14 protein-coding genes are annotated in these 14935 nt (G+C 66.7%); 5 read left to right on the forward strand and 9 right to left on the reverse strand.

Annotation, left to right across the window (positions count from 1 at the left end; all coding sequences use genetic code 11):
• Positions 1-96: 96 nt before the first annotated feature.
• Positions 97-1662 carry an amidohydrolase family protein gene (locus tag R5H19_RS12285; protein ID WP_318159285.1) on the reverse strand — a complete coding sequence of 522 codons (1566 nt, stop codon included), beginning with the start codon at positions 1660-1662 and terminating at the stop codon, positions 97-99.
• A gap of 430 nt (positions 1663-2092) precedes the next feature.
• On the opposite strand from R5H19_RS12285, the gene R5H19_RS12290 reads away from it, so the two are divergent.
• Positions 2093-3958, forward strand: coding sequence for a hypothetical protein (locus R5H19_RS12290; RefSeq protein ID WP_318159286.1), 1866 nt, complete (start codon positions 2093-2095; stop codon positions 3956-3958).
• Positions 3959-4387: 429 nt separating this feature from the next.
• Here the strand turns inward: R5H19_RS12290 and R5H19_RS12295 are convergent, their stop codons facing one another.
• The 3 genes from R5H19_RS12295 to R5H19_RS12305 all read right to left on the reverse strand — a co-directional run bounded on the left by R5H19_RS12295 (position 4388) and on the right by R5H19_RS12305 (position 6833).
• Positions 4388-4957 (reverse strand): hypothetical protein, encoded by a 570-nt coding sequence (locus tag R5H19_RS12295; RefSeq protein WP_318159287.1) that lies wholly within the window; start codon positions 4955-4957, stop codon positions 4388-4390.
• Positions 4958-5335: 378 nt separating this feature from the next.
• Entirely contained in the window at positions 5336-5749 is a 414-nt protein-coding gene (locus tag R5H19_RS12300) for an antibiotic biosynthesis monooxygenase (protein ID WP_318159288.1), read from the reverse strand.
• Positions 5750-5819: 70 nt separating this feature from the next.
• A complete protein-coding gene (locus R5H19_RS12305; protein ID WP_318159289.1) occupies positions 5820-6833 on the reverse strand; it encodes an alpha/beta fold hydrolase in 1014 nt (337 codons plus the stop codon).
• A 74-nt stretch (positions 6834-6907) separates the two neighbouring features.
• Between R5H19_RS12305 and R5H19_RS12310 the strand changes: the two genes are divergently transcribed.
• Positions 6908-7567 (forward strand): winged helix-turn-helix domain-containing protein, encoded by a 660-nt coding sequence (locus tag R5H19_RS12310; protein ID WP_318159290.1) that lies wholly within the window; start codon positions 6908-6910, stop codon positions 7565-7567.
• Positions 7568-7727: 160 nt separating this feature from the next.
• On the opposite strand, the gene R5H19_RS12315 is transcribed toward R5H19_RS12310, so the two are convergent.
• Positions 7728-7874: a hypothetical protein gene (locus R5H19_RS12315; RefSeq protein ID WP_318159291.1), complete on the reverse strand. Its 147-nt coding sequence runs from the start codon at positions 7872-7874 to the stop codon at positions 7728-7730.
• A gap of 3 nt (positions 7875-7877) precedes the next feature.
• Positions 7878-8318 (reverse strand): winged helix-turn-helix domain-containing protein, encoded by a 441-nt coding sequence (locus R5H19_RS12320; protein WP_318159292.1) that lies wholly within the window; start codon positions 8316-8318, stop codon positions 7878-7880.
• A gap of 442 nt (positions 8319-8760) precedes the next feature.
• Between R5H19_RS12320 and R5H19_RS12325 the strand changes: the two genes are divergently transcribed.
• A complete protein-coding gene (locus tag R5H19_RS12325) occupies positions 8761-9474 on the forward strand; it encodes a hypothetical protein (protein ID WP_318159293.1) in 714 nt (237 codons plus the stop codon).
• Between the two features lie 106 nt (positions 9475-9580).
• Here R5H19_RS12325 and R5H19_RS12330 read toward each other — a convergent pair whose 3' ends face one another.
• Entirely contained in the window at positions 9581-10135 is a 555-nt protein-coding gene (locus tag R5H19_RS12330) for a methylated-DNA--[protein]-cysteine S-methyltransferase (RefSeq protein ID WP_318159294.1), read from the reverse strand.
• Between the two features lie 113 nt (positions 10136-10248).
• The gene (locus R5H19_RS12335) at positions 10249-10827 is read right to left on the reverse strand and encodes a lipocalin-like domain-containing protein (RefSeq protein ID WP_318159295.1); all 579 of its coding nucleotides are present in this window, start codon (positions 10825-10827) and stop codon (positions 10249-10251) included.
• Between the two features lie 120 nt (positions 10828-10947).
• Here R5H19_RS12335 and R5H19_RS12340 point away from each other — a divergent pair, with 120 nt between their 5' ends.
• Both R5H19_RS12340 and R5H19_RS12345 read left to right on the forward strand, forming a co-directional pair.
• Positions 10948-11925, forward strand: coding sequence for a LysR substrate-binding domain-containing protein (locus R5H19_RS12340; protein ID WP_318159296.1), 978 nt, complete (start codon positions 10948-10950; stop codon positions 11923-11925).
• Between the two features lie 140 nt (positions 11926-12065).
• On the forward strand, positions 12066-13772 hold the full coding sequence (locus R5H19_RS12345; protein WP_318159297.1) for an amidohydrolase: 1707 nt from the start codon (positions 12066-12068) through the stop codon (positions 13770-13772).
• Between the two features lie 218 nt (positions 13773-13990).
• Here the strand turns inward: R5H19_RS12345 and R5H19_RS12350 are convergent, their stop codons facing one another.
• A complete protein-coding gene (locus R5H19_RS12350) occupies positions 13991-14746 on the reverse strand; it encodes a zinc-dependent peptidase (RefSeq protein WP_318159298.1) in 756 nt (251 codons plus the stop codon).
• Positions 14747-14935 lie beyond the last annotated feature (189 nt).

Consider the following 14935-nt stretch of genomic DNA (forward strand, 5'->3'; position numbering starts at 1 on the left):
TCGGCCGGCCAGACCGGCGCAGGTTGACCGGGCGGCCGATTGTCCTTTCCGCGGTGCACTCGCGCGGGCACCGCCAGGCAGGCCCGCGCAGCGAATTCACTCGGTGGCCGCGGGCTTGATCAGCGTACCGGCGTGCGTTTCCTGCAGGCGTCCGTTCTCGCGCGCGACCACGCCGTTGACCAACACCAGGTCGAACCCTTCGGCGAGGGCATGCGGCTCGACATAGGTCGAACGCTCGCGCACCGACGCGGGGTCGAACAGCACCGCATCGGCCCACTGGCCGACCTTGATCGTGCCGCGATCGGGCAGGCCCATGATCCGTGCCGGCAGCCCGCTCGCCTTGTACACCGCGTCTTCCAGACTCAACTGCCCGGTCTTGACCACGAAGTGCTCGATCAGCCGCGCATAGGTGCCGCTGCTGCGCGGGTGCGAAAGGCTCGGGCTGCCGTCGGTCGACAGCGCGGTTTTCAGGCTTGCGACCAGCGCGTCTTGCAGCGTCGCGTCCATGGTGAAGTGTGCCGCGGAGGCGCCCGTGGGGCCAAGCTCGATCAGCACGTCGACGAAGGACTGCTTTTTCTCCGCCGCCACGTCGGCCAGCCGCTTGCCCGCATAAGGGGCCGTGCCGAACAGGATCGCCTCGGGACCGCCGCGGTCGGTGACGCGCTCCTGCAGGTAGGCCGCCAGCTCGTCGTGCCGCTCGGCCACCACCTTCGCGTAGTCGGTGGGCGGCAGCGCCCACTCCGGAAACACGATGCCGATCCAGGTGTAACCGGCGGTGTAGGGATAGGCATCGGCCGTCAAGGCATGGCCTTGCTGCGCGAGGTTGTCGATGAAGTCGAGCAGCGACTTCGCACGCTCCGCACCCTTGCCGTAAATGTCCTTCAGGTGCGAGATGTGCACGCGGCCGTCTGGGTTGTGCGAGACCAGCTCGCGGATCGAATCCTCGATCCGGTCGTCGTTCTCGCTGCGCATGTGGCTCATCAAGATGCCGCCATGGCGGTTGATGACCTTGCCCAGCGCGACGATTTCCGACGGCTCGGAGTAGATCCCAGGGACGTACTCCAGCCCGGTGGACATGCCGTGCAGACCGAGCGCCAGCGAGGCCTCCAGCACCTCGGCCAGGCGCTGCGACTGTGCGGCGTCGAGCTTGCGCACCGCGTCGGGGATGCCCGCCTCGCGGCGGATATCGCCGTGGCCGGCCAGCGCCAGCACGTTGACCTCGGCGCCGTCGGCTTCCAGCGTCGCAAGCCAGGGCTTCAATGGCGTGTCGACCGGGTTGCTTCCATCCTGCCCGAGCACGACGCTGGTCACGCCCATCGCGAGAAAATTCTCGAACGACTGCGTCAGCGGGTTGCCATGCGAATGCATGTCGATGAAGCCGGGCGCGAGCACCTTGCCGCCGGCGTCGATGGTGCGCGCGACGTCCAGCGTAGAGGTGTCGACGTCGCCGACCGCCGCAAAGCGGCCGTCGCGGATCAGCACCGTGCCCTTGTACGCGGGCTTGCCGGTGCCGTCGACGATGGTCGCGTTGGTGATCGCGAGGTCATGGCTCGCTGCCTTGACGCTGTCGGCGGGGCCGCTGCAGGCGGACAGCGCCACCGAGAGAAGGAGAAGGCATGCCGCCGGGAGGGCGCGGCGTGCGCTCGACAGGATGTTTTTCATGCAAGGGGCTCCAGGGAATGCATGTCGCTCGGTGTCGGACAGAAAAACAGGGCCGGCGTGCCGCCGGTGTGCAGTGGACGATGTTGCGCACGTCGGGCAGTGCGCAGCGTTCGACCAGGTCAAGGGCTTTCGCAGTGTAGACCGGATCGACCAGGACCTCCGCGGTTCGCGCCGTGCGAAACCGGGACCAGACAGGGACTGGCGCGTACCTGCAACGGCAACGCGCTTGGCGCGTCGCGGTTCCAGCGCGAGATCGAGGCGATGACCGGCCGTGCACCAGCATCCGCGCCGCCCGCCCGCGGCGGAACAGGGGCGCTGTCGGTGCGGGCCCGGAGTCGCTTTGACTGGCCTTGATTGTGATTGAAAGCCGGGAATCGGCGGCCTTAGTATGTGTCGGCGACCGCCATGTCGTTGCTTCGGGAGAGGGTCCATGGACACTCTGCGGCGTTTATCGGCCTGGGTGACTTGGTATCGCCCTGCGTTACGGGTTTCCCTCTGCGCGGCCCTGGTGATCGGCATCGCCACCGTCATGGCGAGCTGCGGAAGCGACAACACGGCAGCGAATACCACCGACCCTCACTGGGTCCAGCAGGCCACGCCGCCATCCAGGGTGGCGGTGGTCTTCGTCCACGGTCTTTTCGGTGATACGGACGGCACCTGGACGAACGCCAGCGGGAAAAGCTTCTTCACGCTGCTGAAGTCCGCGCCGGGTATCGGCAACCAGGTCGATATCTTTGCGTTCGGGTTCACGTCCAACAAGCTGAAGAACGGCTCGCTCGATATCCGCGAGGCGGCGAACATGCTGGAGCAGTCGCTGCAGTACAACGGCGTGTGGAACTATCCGACCGTCGTGTTCGCCGCCCACAGCATGGGCGGGCTGATCGCGATGCGCGAGATGATCGACAACCCGGCGCACCGGGACAAGGTGCCGCTCATGGTGTTTTACGCAACACCCCAGGAGGGTTCGCAGATCACCGCTATCGCCCAGCACGTGGTCGGCAACCCGGCTGTCAGGCAGATGCTGATGGCGGACCAGAACGATTTTCTTCAACTGCTGAGCGATGAATGGGGGCGGCTGCCGGACCAGGACAAGCCGGCCATCATCTGCGCCTACGAAACGGCGCCGCTGGCTGGCGTCATGATCGTTCCATGGTCCAGTGCCACCCGGTTCTGCAAGGACGTGCCCACCGCCATCGAGGGCACCGACCATCTCACCATCGTCAAGCCGGACCGGCTGGCGCATCCGTCGGTGGTGGTGCTGGTCAACGCTCTCAACAAGTATGTCTTCGGCAGCTCCAGCCAGCCCCTGCTCGTGACGCCGGACTTCCAGCACGAGGGCGATCACTGGACGTACGAGCTCACCGACCCGAACGGCAAGAACGACGCGCGCCTGATCAACAATGGCGCGCGCAAGCTCAACTACACCATCGGGCAGATATCGGACCCCCATCTCATGGTGTTGCCCGACGACACGCCCAAGGACATTCCCGCGCAGCACAGCGACAACCTGAAACTGGTGCTCATGCGCGGACAGCTGCAGCAGGAATATCACTTCACGCTCAGCGTGCCTCCGCTGGATGATCGACTCGTCTTGGTACGCATCAAGGACGCGGAGGCCGTGCAGGCCAGGCAGGACGCCGTGGCACGCCAGGTGACGGCGCAGGTGGCCAACTACTTGTCGTCGTCCGACAACATCGCCGAGCTGACCCGGCTGCCGAGGGAACAGCAGTTCGCGAAGATCGCCGAGGTTGCCGGTGAATCGGTTTCCCGCACGGCGCCGGAACTACCGTCCGCGGCGAAATGGGTGCTGACGGCGGATGCGCTCGCATCGCTGGGGCTGCTCACTCCTGCGAACGCCGCACTGCAGAACGCGCAACAGGCGTCCCCGCACATCGTCAATACGCAAGGCGCCCAGATGGTAGCCAGTGTGATTTCCGCCAAGTCGGGCGTGCCGAGTGTCTTGCAGGACCCGGCGCTGGAACCGCCGAAGGGCGAACCAGGAGAAATGGTCAGCGCTGACGTGACACATGCCCAGGCAACCATTTCGTCAGTGGGCAGGCCCAGGGGCTTGGGCGCCGATGATCTGCACGCCTGGTCGGACCTGTCCGCAAAGATGCAGGCCGTACCCTCGCTGAAGGCGTACGGCTTGAACATGAAAGGCGACGTACTCTGGGCGCAAGGCGACACCACGGCCGCCACGGACGCGTACCAGAAAGCCAGCAACATCCAGCCCACACCGTGGACCGACAAGAAACTCGAGGCGGTCAGGATGAAAGAGGCGAGGCGGAGTCATTGAGCAAAAATGTCGGGGACAATTTCTGACCGATGCCGCTGACCACCCGCTGTTGTGTTTCATGCGGCGCCAGGGGTCCGCATGCGGTCCTGCGTACGACATGGGTGCCGACGGCCGCGGCCTTTCAGAGTGACTGGCTTGAAGCCAAGCCCCGGTTCCGGCCTGCGACCGTCAGCGTGACCAACCGAAGGCACGCGTGAGGTCGAACGTCGTGCCTTTGTGCAGCCTGTGGCAGCGGGCGCGTGCCAGCTTGGGCGCTAGGGCCCCGTTCGCAACGACACGATGCTCGCAGAGCCGACCGGGTCGGAGCCTGCTGCGGCCACCGTGCGTGCGCCGAAAAAAAACAGGGGCCAGATTGCACTTCCTCGAGAGTCGACTCTGACCCTGTTTTAATCGTGTGCAGCCCGTGCCGTGGTTTGCCTGAAGCCCGCTTCACGGATTGGGACTGGGATGCGGGTTGTCGGGCAGCGGTGGAATCGCGCGCAGGTATTCGTAGATCGCGCGAAGGTCGAGATCGGTTTTCTTCCCGAACGCCGGCCACGGCATGATTTGCAGCAGTGCGCCCGGCGGGTCGAGCGGGTTGTGTCCCGTGCGCAACGTTACGATGAATTGATAAAGGGTCAGGCCTGCCGGCTTGCCGGTCGCATCGGGCGTGAGGTTGGCCGACTTGAATGGGGAGGGTGGAAACAGGCGGCCACCTGCCATGAATTCGGCCGTGTTGATTCGCTCTCGCTGACCGAGATAGGGATTGCCGCCAGGGGCGAACGCCGGATTGGTATGGCAATCGTTGCAGCCGCCCGTGTTGACGATGTAGCTCCCGAGGCCAACCAGTGCCGGATTCTTGCCGTTGAGATTGAGCGGCACCGGGTTCAACGCGAACCCCTGCCTGACCCTGCTGTTATCGTTGTCTTCGGCATGCAAGGCGGCGACCGGTATGGTGACGAACGCGACACCAAGCAGCATGGCCTTGGTGAACCTTGCGCTACGGGCTGGACATTTCATCGTTCCTCTCCTCGACTGGGTGGAAGCAAACGACGCGTTCTCCGCTTCGGGCTTCCATCTTCCGGACGAGGACAAGACAGCTGCCGCGTGATCACGTCGCACAAATCTACGGCTGACCGCCGCGATGGGGCGGGCGGCGATGTAGATCGAGGGGCGGTAAAGCCATTGTGGACCTTGGCACGTAAGCGCCCGGTGACGGCAGTGCGAAGCTGCCGGCGACAATTCCCGGGAAAACCGGAGGCAGGGAACATCCTGGTCAACGTGCGCTTCGCCGCCGCCGGAGGAGAAAAGGACGCCGCGCCTTTTCCTTTTTCTCCGGTCGTGCCGCGATGCATCTGCGCCTACCGGGTCGGCCGGCCTGAAACCGCGCTTGCCGTACTACGGGTCGTCACCTTCGGGCCTGTCCGGACCGGGAGCGGCTTGCGGGTCTGCGGATCGCCTCGATGCGTCATCGTGGGCCGCACGCGAATCTTCCGGGGCCTGTGCCCGATCGTGCATGTCGTAGGTCCGGCATACCTCCGCGACAGTCAGGTGGTATGCGGCGAAGATGCTGTCGCGGCCGGCCTTCTGGACCTGGCGGTGCTCATCGTTGTTCCGCCATTGGCGCACCGCTTCCTCATCGCGCCAGAAGGACAACGAGAGGATTTTCCCGGGTGACGCGAGGCTCTCGAATCGCTCGATCGAGATGAAGCCATCGACCTGGTCCAGGAGCGGGCGCAGCCGTTCGGCGGCTTGCAGGTAGGCGGCCTTCCGGTGATCGTGCGGTCGCACTTCGAAGATCACGGCGATCATCGGTCTTCCTCCAGGGGCTGCCGCATGTGCAGCGCAATCGGGGTCTTGGGCGGGATCGGGCAGGCAGGCTTCATGGGGTTTGGTCCTCCACCGCGGCGATGAAGGCCTGGACGCTCGAGTACAGCGAATGCCGGTTCTTCTCCAGGTGCATGACGTGCGTGCCATGGTCGATTTGCACCAGCCATTTCAGCGGGCTGGCGACGAATCGGGCCAGGAAGGCGGCGCCGCCTGCGCGATCGACCACGGTGTCGTAATCCCCCAGCACCACGAATACCGGGCAGGTGACCTTGTCCTGCGCGTAGGGATAACGGTCGGCCTCGGCGGCGGCCAGGTCGGCCAGCGGGCCGGCCGGGATGCGCAGGTCGCCGTTCGATGCCTTTGACGACGGCGGCGCGGAAGCGGCGAACTGGCCGGCCCATCGCGCATGCACCGCGGGTTCGAGCAGGTGCATCGTCGGCGGCAGCACGTCGGTGAACTTGAGCTGCTCGTAGCGTGTTTGCGCAGACAGCGGCCACCACGCGAAGTCCACCTTTTCGGGATGCTTCTCCGGCTTCGGCACCACCGGTCCGAACAGCGTCAGCGAAGCCACCGTCGACGGCGATCCGGCCGTGTACGTCGCCGCGGGGATGGTGCCCCACGAATGCGCGACGAGGTGCAGTCGGGCGATGCCTCTCTGGCGGCGCATGTAGTCGACCGCCAGTGCAATCTGCCGCGCAGCCTCGGCAGCGCGATCCACCGGTGGCGCGTCCTGCGCCGCCACCTTCATGGCGGCCGGGCGGCTGGACTCGCCAAAGCCGAGGAAATCCAGACCGCATGCGAGGTAGCCACGGCCGGCCATGTAGGACATCCACGAATCGCCCGGCGCGAACTCGAATCCGAACGCCAGCATGGTGGGGAAGCTGGCGCCATGAATGAACAGCACGCCTGGCGTGGGCGCGGACCGGGCCACGGTCGATCCGGGGGCGAGGCAGTGCAGGGCGACGTAGTCGGTGGAACCCGGCCCGACGGGCAGGCGGATGGTCTCCATTCGTGGCGTCGCCGTGGACAGGGCTGACGCCATGCCAAGTGCGAGTAGTGACATCATGTATCGCGCTCCATCATTGCGGAGCGGAACTCTAACCACGCCCGATGGCGTACAGGTTCGATGGGTATCGAAGTATGGAAGAATCGGCCGCTTTTTCCGCGACTGCCGCCTTGCTGAGCGATGCTTCGCGTGCGGCGATGCTGTTGGCCCTGCTCGACGGCAAGGCCTATACCGCAAACGAACTTGCGCGGGCCGCCGACATCACGCCGCAGACCGCAAGTTTCCATCTCGACAAGATGTCGAAAGCGGGTCTGCTTGTCCTGCTGCGTCAGGGCCGCTACCGCTATTTCAGACTGGCCGGGCCGGATGTCGCCCGCACGCTCGAATCCATCCTGTCGCTGCAGCATGCGCCCTTGCCGCGGCAGATCGTGTCGAGCTGTCCTTCGCGGCTGCGCGAAGCCCGCACGTGTTTCGATCACATCGCCGGGGCACTGGGCGTACGGATCTACCGGGCGATCACCAGCAGGGGCTGGACCACGCACGCCGGGGCGCAATTTGCCATCACTGCGGCGGCAGCGGACTTTCTCGGCGAACTCGGCATCCCCCGCGATCTGCTGCCGGTCAAGTCGACGCCCTGCCTCGACTGGTCCGAGCGGGAATTTCATTTCGCGGGCGACTTCGGCCGATTGCTGTTGCAGGCGATGCTGAGCCAACGCTGGGTACTGGGCGGCAAGTCGCGCCAACTCACGATGACGGAGGCCGGCCAGCGCCGGCTGGCCGCCTGGGGGATATGAAGCGCTGAAACGGCGTGTCGTCGTTGAGGCGAGGGCACCTCGGCGCTGACTCCCGCCTGCTCGACGTCGAGTGGCTTTGCCTCAACGCCGAGCCCGAACGACTCATGCATGAGGTCCCGGATACTCGGCGAGGCTCCGCATGCTCACGCCTGAGGCTTTTTCACTCATCGTTGAGGGAATTCGCTTCGTCGATGACGTGCCGAACCTCATCCATGAGCCGATCCGGCTTATCGTCGAGGCGGGTGAGCTCAGCCATGAGGATTTTTGCCTCAACGGGACAGTCGCGCATCCGGCGCTGAAGCACCATGGCTCACCGGGTGGCCAGGCGGAAGCTGAAGTTGCTGAGGAGGTGGCCTCGATGCCAGCGGACGCGTCCACCGGGTGATGGTTCGGTCGGTACGGGAGTATGGCGGGAGCGCCGGTGCACCTCGCCGATGAAGCGATAACCGATGGTGTGCACGGTGGCGATGTAGCGCGGATGGAGCGCCGAATCACCCAAGGCACGACGCAGCTGCGAGATCGCGTGGCTCAGTACGCCCGGCGTGACGCAGCGGTGACCCCATGCCGCATCAAGCAACGTATCTTTGTCGACCACCTTGCCCGCCTGCCGCAGCAGCGTCAGCAGCACCGTATAGACCTTGGGTTCCACGGGTTGCGCTCGACCATCACGTTCCAGCAGGTGTGCGCTGGGATCGACGACGATGCCGTCGCATTGGTATAGCCAGTGGTCGTCCAGTTCGGAGGGGGGCATGATCGTGCCTCTCGGAGACTCACCCTGCGAACGTAGAGTGCGCCTGTTGGTGACACCGTGCCATCTGCCAGAGGTAATACGTACTGCGTGGCCAGTGCCTGCGCCGGATCCACGGGCACGGAAGAACAGGCGGACTGGCACGATTTTCCCCGCGGTGTTGCCGGGAAAAAGGGTGTCACCATTTCGCCGCCTTTTGCCCTCGCCTTGCCAGCGACGGCGTGCACCCGACGCCTGCGGGTTACGCGGTCATGGCACGGCTCGCGTAGCGGGCCATCGCGCGAGCGTTGGCGAAACGGCCGCTCCGCGGCGCGGAGAAGCTCCATGCGGCCTCTGGTTCGCCGCCAACCGCGGCTGAACCAGGCGGCGCGAGGCCAACCAATGGCAGGGTAGGGTGCGCGGGCGGCCGTCTAACATGTGCACACCTCTCTGAAAGGATTCGACCATGCACGCCATCCGCCTTGCCCTGATCTCCTCATCGCTCGCCGCCGCGCTGTCGGCCTGTGCACCGGCGCGCGTGCGCCTGCCGGAAGGTTTCGTCGCGCACGACGCGGTGGTCTATGAGGTGAGCGGTCATTCGCCGCGGCGCTTCAACCAGCCGGTGCAGTTCGGCCCGTATAGCGCGCAGGCCATGCGCGAGGGCTCGACGTTCGCCTGGAGCGTATCGCTGAACACACTGGGCGTGGGCCGCACTGCCAAGCCGTACGCCTATACCCTGACCGCGCCCGGGCAGGCGCCGGTGGAAGTGCAGTGCCGCATGCGGGCGTGGACCGCGGGTGTCGGCCCCGAGTCGCAGCGAACCACGGCGGACCTCACCGCACTGGCCGGCCCGCTGCTGGCCTGTGGCGTGCGCCCGGACGGCCACGACGTGCAGCTGCTGGACGTCGCGCGCGAGGGTGGCCGCCTGCGAGGCCGCCTGTCGGCGCCGTGGGGGCGCGAGTACGCCGTGCGCGACTTGCATGGTTACGAAGGAACCCCGATTACCGGCGTGATCCCGACCGGCTATGTCATCGCCGACGGCAGCCGCACGCTCGCCGTGGTCGACGTGCTCAACCAGGGCCGCGTGCATCTGGACCGCCGGCTCGATGATCGCCAGCGCACGTACTTCGCCGCGGCCGCCGCCGCGCTGCTGCTGCTGGATCCGGAGTTGGGGGAATGATGAGAAAAAAGTGTCACCTTTCGCACTGAACGGTCAGCGCCGTCAGTCGGCGTGCCCGTCACCGGCAAGCTTGCCCTTGCATTGGCCGCGTCCGCTTTTTCTCTTCTCAGTCGAACAGGTCGCGCTCCCCGCCTTCGTGAGCCAACAGCCAGCGCTTGCGCTCGAGCCCGCCCGCGTACCCGGTCAGTGAGCCATCGCTGCCCAGCGCGCGGTGGCAGGGAACGAACAACGAGATCGGGTTGCGCCCGACCGCGGCACCGACCGGATGAAAGGCGTCGGGCCGGCCCAGCGCGCGTGCGAGCGCCGCATAGGTCGTGGTTTCTCCGCAGGGCACCGCGCACAGCGCGTTCCATACCTGTTGCTGGAATACCGTGCCTTCGGGCGCCAGCGGCAGCTCGAAACGCGTCAGCGCGCCGGCGAAATAAGCATCGAGCTGTTGCCGCGCCGCGTGCAACAGGGCTGTCTCGTCCTCGCGCCAGCCGGTGCCTGGGTCGATCTCGGGAAAATACTTCTGCCCTTCGAACCAGCCGCCCTTCAGCGCGCCGTCGCGTGCCGCCACCACGAACACACCCAGCGGCGTTTTCACGCGCGCGTACACGACATGGTTCAACCGCATCCACAGGTCCTCGTCCTGACGCTCAACCGAAGTGGTCGGGTCCATTCTCCATCAGGGCAGGGATCCAGGCGGGGGCGGAGTGCGCTTGATTTGAAAAGCCGGCTCTGATTCCTGCTCACGGAAAGCAGACTGTCCGGTCGAGTTCGACGGATGAGTGCTCACCAGCTCCCTGACGCGCTGCTTGTTCGCGCGTCAGGGAAAGGCTCGGCCACGCCACCGTCGCCGATGCGTCGCCAGACCGATACGGGCACGTTGCCGTCGGGGCGCGGCGGTACCCGGTAGCTGAGCGTGTCGCCGCGCAACTCGAAGGCGCGGCGCTGCTCTTGCCCTTCCCAATTGGGGAAGGAGGCACCCTCGATATGGAACACCATCTGCTGCCGGCCCGGATCGAGCGCGAGCGTGCCGTAGTGGGTGCTCGCGCCCAGCACGGCCGCCCGGTATTCCTGCGCGCTGGCCTTGGCCTTGTCCGGGTTGGCGAAGCGCGGGCGGTCGGTGCGGAAGATCTGCAGCGAGTAATGCCCCGCGCGGTCGATCAGCAGCAGGCCCTTCGGCGCCTCGCCGTAGTCATGCGAACGCGAGCCGTCCGGATGCAGCACGTCGGCCGCCACCAGCCTCCAGGTGCCGGCCAGCGAAACATCGCCGCGGGTGTCGGCTGCCCGGGTGCCGCAGGACAACGCCAGGCCGGGCAGCAGACAGGCGATGGCGGCAAGGCGGGGGAACAGGTGATGCAGGCTCATGGGGGTTTCCTCGTTCGAATCGGGTGGCGCACTCGTGGGTGAGGCCTGGCCGATCGTAGGGCTTGCCGCCATGTGGGAAAACCGAATAATTTGACGGCGATATTTTCGAATTGCTTACCGATGCCGCTCCCCAATCTCGACATGGACGCGCTGCGCAGCCTGGTGGCGATCCTGCACCTGGGCAGCCTGACCCGTGCCGCGGAACGGATCGGGCGTTCGCCCTCGGCGATCAGCCAGCAGATGCGCAAGCTGGAGCTGCAACTGGGCCAGCCGCTGTTCCGCAAGCAGGGCCGCCGCGTGTTGTTGACCGAGGCGGGCGATCGGGTCCACGCCTACGCTCGCCGCATCCTGGAACTCAACGACGAAGCGGTCCACGCGGTGCGTGGTGCGGCGATCGACGGCACGGTGCGCTTCGGCCTTCCGGGCGACTTCGCCGAGTCCTGGTTGCCGGCGGCGTTGGGGCAGTTCCGCAAGGCCTACCCGGCGGTGCGGGTGGATGTACTGGTCGAACGCAACGGGGTGCTGCTCGAACGGCTCGACCGCGGCGAGCTCGAGCTGGTTCTTGCCATGAACCAGGGCGGGCGCGCGGATGCCGAACGCTTGGCCTTGTTGCCGATGACCTGGATCGGAGCGGCAGGCACGTGCGAGGTCGTGCGGCCCGATGCCGTGCTGGACCTGGCGCTGTATCAGCCGCCGTGTTTCTTCCGCCAGGCCGGCACGACCGCACTGGATCGGGTCGGCATCGCCTGGCGGCCGGCCTTCGTCACCGCCAGCCTGCACAGCCTGTGGGCTGGCGTGGCCGCGGGCCTGGGGCTTACCGTGCGCACGGGCGTCGACCTCCCGCCTTCGCTGATGCGCCTGGATGAACGTCACGGCCTGCCACCGCTGCCGAACGTGGAGCTGTGCCTGCATGTCGCCCCCGGCCCACCATCGGCGGCGCTGACCCACTTGCGGCAAGCGGTGACGGAGCAGGCGCGGGTGCATCTGCGCGAAAGCCGGGGACAGCGCCGACGCTCGAGAACGTCCACTCCGGCTCCTGTCTCGCATCGGCCACGGCATGGGAAAGCTGCTGCGGGAAGCAGCTCTGATCCGCTTTGATCGGGTGCCCGGCTGCGGCATGATCGCGCTGGCCACAGGGGCCATCTGCCGCCGCCGACGCTGCGCGTTCGGCCTGGGGGCAGGGGGCGGATACGGCCCATTCGGTCCCGGCTGGTTTGCCCTGACTTTGCGAGATCGCCATGTTCAGACTGATCGCCTGCATGCTGCTTCTGCTCGCGTCCGCCGCGGTGCACGCCACGCCGTCGGACTCGCCGGCCCGTCCGCCCGAATGGGTTCTGCTCGGCGGCAAGGTGTTCACCGGCGATGCCGCGCGGCCGTGGGTCACGGCCGTGGCGATTGCCGGCCAGCGCGTGCTCGCGGTGGGTGACGATGCCGCCATGCGCGCGCTGGCCGGCCCGCGGACGCGTGTCGTCGAGCTTGGCGGTCGCGTCGTGGTGCCGGGGTTCAATGACGCCCACGCGCATGTCGCCGTCGATCGTGGCGGCGTGCGGCTGAAGTTCGGTGAACAGGAACCGCCGCCCGACCCGCCCATGGCCATGGTGCTCGATGCGCTCGCCCGCACGGTCGCCGAGGCACCGCGGGGAAGCTGGGTGTTGAGCATGCGGATCAGCGCGGCCGTGCTGGACTCGCAGGTACCACGCGATGCGCTCGATCGCGTCGCCCCGGACAACCCGGTGATGCTCACTGCCGATACCGGCCATGGCAGCGTGCTGAACTCAGCCGCACTGCGCGCACTGGGCTACGACGAAACCACCCGCGACCCGCCGGGTGGCCAGTTCCTGCGCGACCGCGATGGCCGCCTGACCGGCGTGCTGCTTGAATACGCCAACACCAATGCGGTGATGCGGCAGGTCGGCTGGCGCTCCGCGGCGTTGCATCGGACCGCGCTGAGTCAGGCGGCTTCCGAAGCGTTGCCGCTGGGCATCACCTCGATCCAGAGCATCGCGAGCAACATCGCGCCGGCGCCCACGTTGCAGGCGCTTCACGGCATGGAGTTGCCGGTGCGGCTGCGCCTGATTCCGATGCCCGGCACCGATGCGGTTGCCGGTCGCCCGGCGTGGCGTGCGGCCGAACAGACGTGGCCGTTGCCCAGCGGCGGCAAGGCCCGTGTGGCTGGCGTGAAGTGGATGCTCGACGGCACGCCGCTGGAACGCCAGGCCGCCTTGCGTGCCCCGTATGCGGATCGACCGGGCGAGTCGGGCAGGCTCAACTTTTCCGATGACGAACTGCGTGCGCGGCTGCGCGAGGCGCTGGCGCAGCCACCGGGGCCCGGGCACCAGTTGATGTTCCACACCTGCGGCGACCGTAGTGCCGAACAAGTGCTGCGCCTGATGCAGGAGCTTGCGCCCGCGGCGACCTGGCGGGCACGCCGCGTGCGTCTCGAACACGCCGAGGGCCTGTTCGACGACCTGCACGCGTTGGCGCGCGAACTGGGCGTGATCGTGGTCGAGAACCCGGCGCACTTCGACGACCCGCCGGGAGTTTCGCTGGCGCGTCTCGGTCCGGAGCGGGTGCGGCAGTACCAGCCGCTGCGTTCGCTGATCGAGGCCGGCATCCCGCTCGCGCTCGGTTCGGACGGCCCGGTCAATCCGTTCCTCAACCTGAAGTTCGCGGTTACCCATCCGAACAACCCGGCCGAGGCGATCTCGCGCGAGGCGGCGGTGGCCGCCTATACCTACGGTTCGGCCTATGCCGAGTTTGCCGAGCACGACAGGGGCCGGCTCGCTCCCGGCCAGCTCGCCGACCTGGCCGTGCTGTCGCAGGACATTTTCACCGTGGACGTCGACGCACTGCCGGCCACAACCAGCGTGTTGACCCTGATCGACGGCCGCATCGTGCACGACAGCGGAGTGCTGGTGAAAAAAGGTGCCGGGGACAGTCCGTGACGTCATGGCCAACGACGCACGCTGCGGCCTGGGCGCTCGCGTGCTTGAAAAGCGGCGTCCGGTTCACTCGGGCCAGCGCGTGATCGGCGTGGATGCTTCACCGAATCCGAACGGGCATCGCCCACCGCGAGGACGCCGGCCAGGTGGGTCAGGAACACATGGAAGGGCGTTGCCGCACCGGTTCCGCAAGCCTCCTTTCGGGCCCTCGAGCACCGGGCTCAGTACGGGTGCTGCCGGTAAAACTGCTCGAGTTGCCGATAGACGTCCGGTAGATGCTCGCGCAAGTTGGCCGGTGTCTCGAAAAATTGCTCGCTGACCACCGCAAAGAACTCGGCCGGGCTTTCCAGCGCATACGGGTCGATCGGCAAGTCGGCCCCGTTGCGTTGCTCCTCCTTGAGGCGATCCCATGCGCTGGAGAAAACCTGCGACCACGCGCGGCGGTCCATGCGTCGGTGCAACGGCGGGAAGCCGTTGGCGTCGCCGTTGAGCATGTCGAGCTTGTGGGCCATTTCGTGGACGACCACGTTGTGCCCCGGTCGCTTCCCGCTGTTCAGCACGTCCGCCCACGACAGGATCACCGGCCCGCGCCCCCATGCCTCGCCGGCCATCATGGTGTGGGTCTGGTGCACCACGCCCGCGGCATCCGTGTGCGGACGGCGTGGGATGAATACGTCCGGGTACACGATGATGCTGTGCCAGCCGTCGTACCAGTCGATGCCCAGTTTCACGATGGGGACGCAGGCATGCGCCGCGAGCAGGACGCGGTCGGCGTCCTCCAACTGCAGGCCCTGGGTCGGCTCCAGCGACTTGGCTTCGAGGAACAGTGTCGCCAGCACGCGCAGCGTGGCCTGGTCGGAAGCGCCCAGCCGGCGCGCTGCAGTACAGCGCTGCAGCGCGTCGCGCCAGAGCGGCTCGGCGATCGGGCGCCGGGCGATGGTGCGCCGTACGCGCCAGTTTCTGATCTTGTCGAACATGGCCCACAAACGGAAGGACGTCGCAGGTCAACAGCATCTGGGCCGAAGTGCACTTTCTCAAGCAAGGAAACACGCGTCGGGAACAAACCGGGCGAAAGCGGAACGCAGTGAGCTGGCGCGGATTCAACGGACACTTTTGATTGCGGACGATCGCTTGGGAGATGCCGGATGCCCAGGCGTCACGGCACC

This window comes from Rhodanobacter sp. KK11 (assembly GCF_033345435.1).
GTDB lineage: Bacteria > Pseudomonadota > Gammaproteobacteria > Xanthomonadales > Rhodanobacteraceae > Rhodanobacter.

What these genes read in the sequence shown, in the direction of transcription:
- R5H19_RS12285 (WP_318159285.1), bottom strand. Translation starts at nt 1,662, where the DNA reads ATGAAAAACATCCTGTCGAGCGCACGCCGCGCCCTCCCGGCGGCATGC.
- R5H19_RS12290 (WP_318159286.1), top strand. Translation starts at nt 2,093, where the DNA reads ATGGACACTCTGCGGCGTTTATCGGCCTGGGTGACTTGGTATCGCCCT.
- R5H19_RS12295 (WP_318159287.1), bottom strand. Translation starts at nt 4,957, where the DNA reads ATGAAATGTCCAGCCCGTAGCGCAAGGTTCACCAAGGCCATGCTGCTT.
- R5H19_RS12300 (WP_318159288.1), bottom strand. Translation starts at nt 5,749, where the DNA reads ATGATCGCCGTGATCTTCGAAGTGCGACCGCACGATCACCGGAAGGCC.
- R5H19_RS12305 (WP_318159289.1), bottom strand. Translation starts at nt 6,833, where the DNA reads ATGATGTCACTACTCGCACTTGGCATGGCGTCAGCCCTGTCCACGGCG.
- R5H19_RS12310 (WP_318159290.1), top strand. Translation starts at nt 6,908, where the DNA reads ATGGAAGAATCGGCCGCTTTTTCCGCGACTGCCGCCTTGCTGAGCGAT.
- R5H19_RS12315 (WP_318159291.1), bottom strand. Translation starts at nt 7,874, where the DNA reads ATGGTGCTTCAGCGCCGGATGCGCGACTGTCCCGTTGAGGCAAAAATC.
- R5H19_RS12320 (WP_318159292.1), bottom strand. Translation starts at nt 8,318, where the DNA reads ATGCCCCCCTCCGAACTGGACGACCACTGGCTATACCAATGCGACGGC.
- R5H19_RS12325 (WP_318159293.1), top strand. Translation starts at nt 8,761, where the DNA reads ATGCACGCCATCCGCCTTGCCCTGATCTCCTCATCGCTCGCCGCCGCG.
- R5H19_RS12330 (WP_318159294.1), bottom strand. Translation starts at nt 10,135, where the DNA reads ATGGACCCGACCACTTCGGTTGAGCGTCAGGACGAGGACCTGTGGATG.
- R5H19_RS12335 (WP_318159295.1), bottom strand. Translation starts at nt 10,827, where the DNA reads ATGAGCCTGCATCACCTGTTCCCCCGCCTTGCCGCCATCGCCTGTCTG.
- R5H19_RS12340 (WP_318159296.1), top strand. Translation starts at nt 10,948, where the DNA reads ATGCCGCTCCCCAATCTCGACATGGACGCGCTGCGCAGCCTGGTGGCG.
- R5H19_RS12345 (WP_318159297.1), top strand. Translation starts at nt 12,066, where the DNA reads ATGTTCAGACTGATCGCCTGCATGCTGCTTCTGCTCGCGTCCGCCGCG.
- R5H19_RS12350 (WP_318159298.1), bottom strand. Translation starts at nt 14,746, where the DNA reads ATGTTCGACAAGATCAGAAACTGGCGCGTACGGCGCACCATCGCCCGG.